The organism is Chamaesiphon sp. OTE_20_metabat_361, from assembly GCF_031364565.1.
In genome coordinates, this window is sequence record NZ_JANLWO010000621.1 from 1 (window position 1) to 7,139 (window position 7,139).

Below are 7,139 nucleotides of genomic sequence, written 5' to 3' on the forward strand. Positions count from 1 at the left end.
CTGAAGTCTCTGCTCATGATGCAAAGTCCGCCTACGCGGACTGATTAAACAGTCCGCGGAGGCGGACTTTGCATCACAAGCCCCGATTTCAATCGGAGGCGGTGCCAGAAAGCAGCTAGAAAATGCGAGACAAACATGCTCTTACCCATTACCCATTACCCTTTACCCTTTACCCTTTACCCTTTACCCTTTACCCCTGATTACCCACCACCTGCCGGATCGCATTATCCCACATTGCCATAACTGGCTCTACCCCAAACCTGTCCACGACTTTAGGCGCATGGTAAGAAAAGTACTGACGCTTGCCAGGATCGGACATCAGAATATCTAAGCCAACTGCCAACGCATCCACATTCTCCGGTACGACGAGTAGCCCGTCGATATTATTATGGATGATTTCACGGGGGCCACTGAGACAATCAGCGGCAATTACGGGGACACCACAAGCCATCGCTTCGCATAAAGTGACTGGGAAACCCTCAAATCGAGAGGCGAGCGCAAAAATATCGGCTTTGCGTAAATGAGCATCGATATTTCGGACATTACCAGGGAGAAATACCCGCTCGTCAAGTTGTAATTGGGCGCATAAATCTGAAAGTTCGGCACGCATCTCCCCCTCGCCTAAAATCGTCAAAGTCCAATCGGGATGGCGATCGCAGATTTGAGAGAAGGCTTTAATTAAGAGATCGAAACCTTTTTGGTGGGTTAATTTGCCGATCGCCAGCAGATGTCGATCGTCGGTAAATAGTTGCGACTCGATCGGTTCGGACTCTGGAAGGGCAACTGGATTGGGGATCGCGACTGTCTCATAGCCTTGAGAACTCGGGAAAAAAGCTAAGCCACTGTGAGTCTTGACGTTGACTAGGGCAGCACGGCGATAAGTCCACTTTTGAAGAAATTGACCGATTTTGCTCAATCCGCCGAAAGCTGGATAGACATGCTCGCTGACGATCGTCGGTACCTTGAGGCTCCAGGTCGCCAAAAGTGTCATGATATTGATAGTATTTACAAAGCTAATTACCACATCGGGACGACTAGCGACGATCGCTTTTTTGAGGCGGCGGATCTGATTGAGAGTACGACCGAAATTAGCTAATTTATAAGCATCTTGATGGTCGATACTCAAGGATCGATACTCAATCCGCTTGTCGAGATCGTAAAATGGTGGCGACGAACCATCATCGAGGGAGAGAATGGTAATCTGCCAGCCTCTAGCTGCCCAATAGTTGGCAATGATTGACATGACTCGTTCTGCACCACCAACCTCAAGCGTAGAACTAATCAGTGTAATTTTCATCGGGTCTCAACAAGTATAGATTTAAAGACGGAAAATATGGTTGGCTCATCGAGTTACCAGCTCGATCGCATTGACTGCTAGTAGCGGTAGAAGGCGATTTCTACTTCCCCAACTCAAATTGCTCTCGATCGCTAGCGTAAACTAAAAATCTCGAAAAGTTAAACGGCAATTTGACGCATATCTCGATCGGAAATTTGGGATCTGAACTGAGGGCTAAGCGAATCCGAGCATCAGCATCGATGCTATATATTGATGATTATATCAAATCAGTTTTAGCCTCATCGGTTCGGGGGAAACAGGTACGATCGATCTTCCCGATCGCGCCGTGCCAATCTAGCGGCAATCTCCGACCGACTCCTACTTGTCATCATACCCACTTCACCAGCCAAAATAGTTATGAGCCTCAGTCCCGGTCAAATTCTCGATGGTAAAGCCTTGGCACTCAAGATGCAGGATGCTTTACAAGTCCACATTAGTAAATTACAGCCCCAAATCGGTCGCCCGCCGGGACTGGCCGTATTAATGGTCGGCGATAATCCCGCCAGTGCGGCGTACGTCGGCGGTAAAGAAAAAGCCTGTGCTAAAGTCGGGATTAGGTCGTTCGGACAGCATTTTCCCCCCGATGTCACTCAGGAACGACTCACCGAAATCATCCACGAACTCAATGCTGACGATCGCGTCGATGGGATTTTAGTCCAATTACCATTACCCGATGGGTTTGACTCAGTTGCTCTCCTCCATGAAATCGCGCCCCATAAGGATGTCGATGGTCTGCACGCCCTCAATTTGGGCAAATTGGTCAGAGGAGAACCCGGACTGCAAAGCTGCACCCCAGGGGGCGTGATGCGCTTATTAGCTGAATATCAGCTAGATGTTCGCGGCAAACATGCAGTCGTGGTCGGTCGGAGTATTCTGGTGGGTAAGCCTTTGGCATTAATGTTATTAGCTGCCGATGCTACAGTGACGATCGCCCATTCCCGCACGCCCGATCTAGCGGCTATTTGCCGTCAAGCAGATATTTTGGTCGCGGCGGTCGGTAGAACCCAAATGATTACTGCCGAAATGGTGAAACCAGGAGCGGTAGTTATCGATGTCGGCATCAATCGGCTGACCGATTCGACTACCGGGAAGTCCCGATTGGTGGGCGATGTAGACTTTGACGCGGTGAAAGAAATTGCGAGTTGGATTACACCCGTACCGGGTGGAGTGGGGGCGATGACAGTGACAATGCTACTCGAAAATACGGTCTGGAGCTATGCACATACGCATGGCTTGGATTAGTATCCAGGATAGCCATTGATTATGAAAAATATTCATCGGTATCTCTATCTCATTTATGTCACTATCTGGTTGCTAAATGAATATAAATATTTTCGCCGGATTGACTACAATGCGATCGTCGGCAAGGAGAATTATCAACTAATTAATGAATTAATCATTGGTAATTTTCTATTTGGGGCGATCGGTCTGACGATTTCTTTATTAATCTTATCCAGCCGCAAAACAGGTATTTATTTTATTTTTACTTGCGCGATTGGCCTAGCGATCGCGGCGGCTACGCTGTATCTGGATGCCACTGTGACGGCAAATGCCGCCCAAGCACATCTCAATTCAGTTATGGCTTTGTTTGTTTGGCTGATGCCAATTGTTATCGCTGGCTGGCAGGGAATTATTAAAGATGTAGGTGCAGCAATTAATAAAAGTCGTAAAGATCGCTAAGTACAGGTACGATGACGCTTGTCTCAAACGATCGTCACGAATTCGCAAGCAATTATAGCAATCCTATTTGAGTTCCTAGCCGCAAAGTTAATCTGTAGGATTGCTCAGCTTCATGCCCGCCCGCTAAGAACTAAATTTGGAGTCAATATTTCGGATAAAAGCAATCGCCTAATTATCAGTCAAATTAGGATTTTTCTAACCATTTTTTTGAGCGATGACTGCATAGAAAGGATCGCCACCACCAGCACCCATCCAGCGCAATAATTCGGGAACTTGGCTGACTTGGACGATCGTTTCTGGGGTGCTAAATCCAGAGACTGAGTTAAAATAACTCTTGACTAATTCGACTCGATCGGTTTCACTGCCATCGCGCCAAGCCGCGATCGCTTTGTTATAAAACATCCGATTGGAAAAGCTGAAGATTGCAAGTCCGTTAGGCTTGAGAACTCGATATACTTCCGCAAAAATTGCTTCGGGATACTGAAGATATTGGACGGAAACAGTATTTAACACTGCGTCAAAACTCGCATCTGCTAATGGCAATTTGAGATCTTGGTTGAGATTTTGAACGAAGTACTTATCGAATCGCGGATTCTTAGCTAATTCCTTTTCATTTAAACCATGTCCTTGGATGAATTCAAATTTCAGCTCGCTGGGTAAATGCGATACCCAACTACTCATCATGTCAAAGATCCGCGTATTCGGCTGGAGCCGTTCGCGGTAGAGAGTCGTCAATCGATCGATAAATCCTTCATCGACGTGGGTAACAAATCGCGGCGTATTATAGAATTCGCGATCGTTACCACCATCTAATTTTTGACGTTGTATAGAGTTTAATAACATGAGCAAAGAAAAGGTGGTAGGGGACAGGGATTATGGGTGTAAAAAACTTACCCGATCCTCTATTATTTTCTAGAACTCGATGCCAAGATCGTTAATGTACAGTCGGAAACGATCTTGATGTTCAAAAGTGGTGTTGTCAGGTAGCATTGACTTCACACCACCACCAAGGAAGCAACTAGTTCTAGAACTTAATGCCAACTTGACCGTTAATTCCCCGAATAGAATGATAGCCAAGTCCATAAAAGGTATTACCAGGTGGAGTGAAGTGAACGCCACCAGAATAAGCGACACCTTTGTCACCATAAATACCTAATCCAGCATAAGGAGAGACAATCGGGAAGCCAAAGAACTTGAGCACGTCAACTCCTGTAGTGCCTTCAGATGTGGCAATCTCGGCACCGAGATCGAACACCTTCACACCAGCACCATAGCTAACAGTGCCATTTTTGCTACCGACTGTTACCCACGGTTCGGGCACTAGCTGGGCTGAAGCTGGCATCATTTGAGTCGATTCGAGCGCGACAATCGCTGCGAACATCGAACCACAGATTTTCTTAAACTGCATCGGTAATATTCCTTTAGTTCTAATCGGATAAAACGGTAAAGATCCAAACAATTTAATACTTTCGCTCTGTTTGGTCGATATGCTCAGTGACGCCAGCTAGCTGAGATTGTTTCACCTAGCTGGTGTCAAAGCAATTAGCTCGTTGGCGGAGCCTCTCGGAACAAGAATCGTGCTCAGTTCTGATTTAACCATAGCAAATTAATCGAGTTAGGGTATTCCTGTGCTTCCACCACAGTTATTTAACCTAAGTTGCTACCGGATAGAATGCCTGCGACTCAAGTCGCGGCTAATGCTGCAAAGTCCGCCTACGCGGACTAATAAATTAGTCCGCGTAGGCGGACTTTGTATTACGAGCAGCGGTTTCTAACCGCTGAGGTTATAGGTAGCGACTTGGGTTATTTAACTAACTCTCCGACGGGTACACTCGCAATTAACTTCTTTTCCCAGGCTAGGGCACTACGCACGATCGTTTCGAGATCGTTGAAGCGTGGTTTCCAGCCCAGCGTCTGCCCGATTTGAGCGGCGGCGGCAATTACGCAAGCAGGATCGCCTTCGCGGCGTGGGGCTTCAATGACTTGGAAATCTACACCCGAAATCTCTTTGACTGTTTCGATGACTTGACGGACGCTGTAACCTTGTCCGTAGCCGCAATTTAAAATCTGACTGGGTTGCTGAGGGACATTGAGATACGCCAGTGCATCGACATGAGCGCGGGCGAGATCGTCTACGTGAATATAGTCGCGGATGCCCGTACCGTCAGGAGTGTCAAAATCAGTCCCAAAGATGCTCATGTGCGGACGTTGACCTAAAGCAGCATCACAAGCGACTTTGATGAGGTGAGTAGCTTTTTTGCCCGATTGTCCGAGCTTCCCACTCATCTGGGCACCAGCAACATTGAAGTACCGTAAAATGACATAGCGCAGATCGGATGCCAGCGCATAGTCGCGGATTAAGCGTTCGCTCATCAGTTTAGAACTGCCGTAAGGATTGAGCGGTTCGGGTAATGTGGCTTCGGTAATCGGGTTGACTTTGGGTTGTCCGTAGACTGCCGCAGTACTAGAAAATATCAGTTTATTGACGCCAAATCGATCGCAGCAGTGGAGCAAATTGAGGGTATTTGCGGTATTGTTGCTGTAATAATCCAGTGGTTTGATGACAGATTCTGGCACAGAAATACTGGCAGCAAAATGTAAGACCGCATCAAAGTTATAATTAGCAAATACTTGACTCAATTGTTGTCGATCGGCTAAATCGCCCAGGACGAGTGTCCCATAGGTCAATGCACTGCTAGCACCTGTAGATAAATTGTCATATACCACAATCTCATATCCAGCATCACCCAATTGGGCGATCGTGTGGGAGCCAATATAACCAGCCCCACCAGTTACTAAGATTTGTTTGTTCATCTGGTTATAATTGTATATACAATAGATTATAGTAGTTAGTAATTATGCCGATCCCAATTCCCACATATTTGGCGATTTGGTCACGAAAATGCGATCGAATCTAGCAATTCGATAACTATTGGCAATAACTAAGATTGGCGATTCTCTCTCATGAGAGGCTACGCCAACGACTTGGGTCACATTGCCAAGGTTACTACAACTATTTATTCCATACAAGTAAAATCAGTATATGACGCAATCTGCATCCGCATAATTTGTGACTAGCGCATCTGCCATATTACCGATCGAGTGACGATGAGTCAGGAGATGTCCTCAATTGGGGCGCTGATGTCGGGCAGATGTAGAGACGCCAATATCGACAGAGCCAGTGTCTGAACCGATCGTATTTTCAACACAGCGAGTAGCCATCCATCGGTACAATTACTGATTTGTCGGATCGCTCATGCAATTGACAACTACTTCCACCGCTTGGCGAGCAACTGTTCTTCTAGAGCTGCAATCCGGTTGTAGGCAGCGGTTAATTGAGCGGTGAGGCGCTGGATTTGAATTTGCGGCGCTAGATCTTGCTCTTTGATTTGGTGTTGGCTGATTTCGACACCGCCACTATCGATGAGTACATCTTGCTGGGCGATAACCCATTCAGATGTATCGTGCCGATAATTGGCACCAGTAGGCAGATCGGCATAGCCATTGCGGCGGTAATTAGCAGGTTGGGAGCGCCGGATCTCGCCGCTGGCTGGTTGTAACTCCTCACGGTTGAGTGAGCGCTCGATCGATGTTTTTTCGCTAATTACATGTGGCTCGATTAGCTCGAACTGTTGATTCAATCGATCGATAATCTGATAGACTCGATCGACCTTGCGGGTCAAGGTACTAATCTGTTGCTGGATTGATTCCATCTCATACCTGATTGTAATTCACCTCGATCTTAGAGAATAAATCTGAATTTGTTAACTTATTGCTGAATTATTTAACTTTTCCTAAGAATTGCAATCTTAATTATTAATTAATGATATAGAAGTAATTTAACTCACAGAGTAGGTGGCAGTTATTATTCGATCGCTATTTAATTAAGCTCGATCGCAATCGGCATTATCCTTTGATGCTACGCAGCAACCTAATCGCCTAGATTGCTCGATCGAACTCATCTACCTGGGTTAACCTTGCTAAAATAGAATTCCAGTCGCGCAGCAAAATCGCTAAAAAATGCTAGAAATTGAAGACTTCTTTTCGGCTTGTGTCGGCACATGGAAAACCGAGCGAACCTACCATTATGTCCGTCACAATGAAGTAGAGCGATCTTATACTG

General features: G+C 46.3%; 9 protein-coding genes. 3 read left to right on the forward strand and 6 right to left on the reverse strand.

Annotated elements, in window-relative coordinates; translation table 11 throughout:
* Window positions 1-190: 190 nt before the first annotated feature.
* Complete coding sequence (locus RMO35_RS17770) at window positions 191-1,297, reverse strand: glycosyltransferase family 4 protein (RefSeq protein WP_309742723.1); 1,107 nt, start codon at window positions 1,295-1,297, stop codon at window positions 191-193.
* Window positions 1,298-1,693: 396 nt separating this feature from the next.
* Between RMO35_RS17770 and folD the strand changes: the two genes are divergently transcribed.
* Window positions 1,694-2,578 (forward strand): bifunctional methylenetetrahydrofolate dehydrogenase/methenyltetrahydrofolate cyclohydrolase FolD, encoded by an 885-nt coding sequence (gene folD, locus RMO35_RS17775; RefSeq protein ID WP_309742725.1) that lies wholly within the window; start codon window positions 1,694-1,696, stop codon window positions 2,576-2,578.
* Between the two features lie 21 nt (window positions 2,579-2,599).
* Window positions 2,600-3,016, forward strand: coding sequence for a hypothetical protein (locus RMO35_RS17780; protein WP_309742727.1), 417 nt, complete (start codon window positions 2,600-2,602; stop codon window positions 3,014-3,016).
* 195 nt (window positions 3,017-3,211) lie between these two features.
* On the opposite strand, the gene RMO35_RS17785 is transcribed toward RMO35_RS17780, so the two are convergent.
* From RMO35_RS17785 to RMO35_RS17805, 5 genes are all read right to left on the reverse strand, one after another.
* Window positions 3,212-3,859, reverse strand: a complete 648-nt coding sequence (locus RMO35_RS17785) for a methyltransferase domain-containing protein (protein ID WP_309742729.1) — start codon at window positions 3,857-3,859, stop codon at window positions 3,212-3,214.
* A gap of 181 nt (window positions 3,860-4,040) precedes the next feature.
* Entirely contained in the window at window positions 4,041-4,424 is a 384-nt protein-coding gene (locus tag RMO35_RS17790; RefSeq protein ID WP_309742731.1) for a hypothetical protein, read from the reverse strand.
* Between the two features lie 395 nt (window positions 4,425-4,819).
* Window positions 4,820-5,830, reverse strand: coding sequence for a UDP-glucose 4-epimerase GalE (gene galE / locus RMO35_RS17795; RefSeq protein ID WP_309742733.1), 1,011 nt, complete (start codon window positions 5,828-5,830; stop codon window positions 4,820-4,822).
* Between the two features lie 42 nt (window positions 5,831-5,872).
* Window positions 5,873-6,010 (reverse strand): hypothetical protein, encoded by a 138-nt coding sequence (locus RMO35_RS17800; protein ID WP_309742735.1) that lies wholly within the window; start codon window positions 6,008-6,010, stop codon window positions 5,873-5,875.
* A gap of 275 nt (window positions 6,011-6,285) precedes the next feature.
* On the reverse strand, window positions 6,286-6,729 hold the full coding sequence (locus tag RMO35_RS17805) for a hypothetical protein (RefSeq protein ID WP_309742737.1): 444 nt from the start codon (window positions 6,727-6,729) through the stop codon (window positions 6,286-6,288).
* A 307-nt stretch (window positions 6,730-7,036) separates the two neighbouring features.
* On the opposite strand from RMO35_RS17805, the gene RMO35_RS17810 reads away from it, so the two are divergent.
* The coding region (locus tag RMO35_RS17810; RefSeq protein ID WP_309742739.1) for a phycobiliprotein lyase at window positions 7,037-7,139 on the forward strand (103 nt) is incomplete at its 3' end.

What these genes read in the sequence shown, in the direction of transcription:
- RMO35_RS17770 (WP_309742723.1), bottom strand. Translation starts at nt 1,297, where the DNA reads ATGAAAATTACACTGATTAGTTCTACGCTTGAGGTTGGTGGTGCAGAA.
- folD (WP_309742725.1), top strand. Translation starts at nt 1,694, where the DNA reads ATGAGCCTCAGTCCCGGTCAAATTCTCGATGGTAAAGCCTTGGCACTC.
- RMO35_RS17780 (WP_309742727.1), top strand. Translation starts at nt 2,600, where the DNA reads ATGAAAAATATTCATCGGTATCTCTATCTCATTTATGTCACTATCTGG.
- RMO35_RS17785 (WP_309742729.1), bottom strand. Translation starts at nt 3,859, where the DNA reads ATGTTATTAAACTCTATACAACGTCAAAAATTAGATGGTGGTAACGAT.
- RMO35_RS17790 (WP_309742731.1), bottom strand. Translation starts at nt 4,424, where the DNA reads ATGCAGTTTAAGAAAATCTGTGGTTCGATGTTCGCAGCGATTGTCGCG.
- galE (WP_309742733.1), bottom strand. Translation starts at nt 5,830, where the DNA reads ATGAACAAACAAATCTTAGTAACTGGTGGGGCTGGTTATATTGGCTCC.
- RMO35_RS17805 (WP_309742737.1), bottom strand. Translation starts at nt 6,729, where the DNA reads ATGGAATCAATCCAGCAACAGATTAGTACCTTGACCCGCAAGGTCGAT.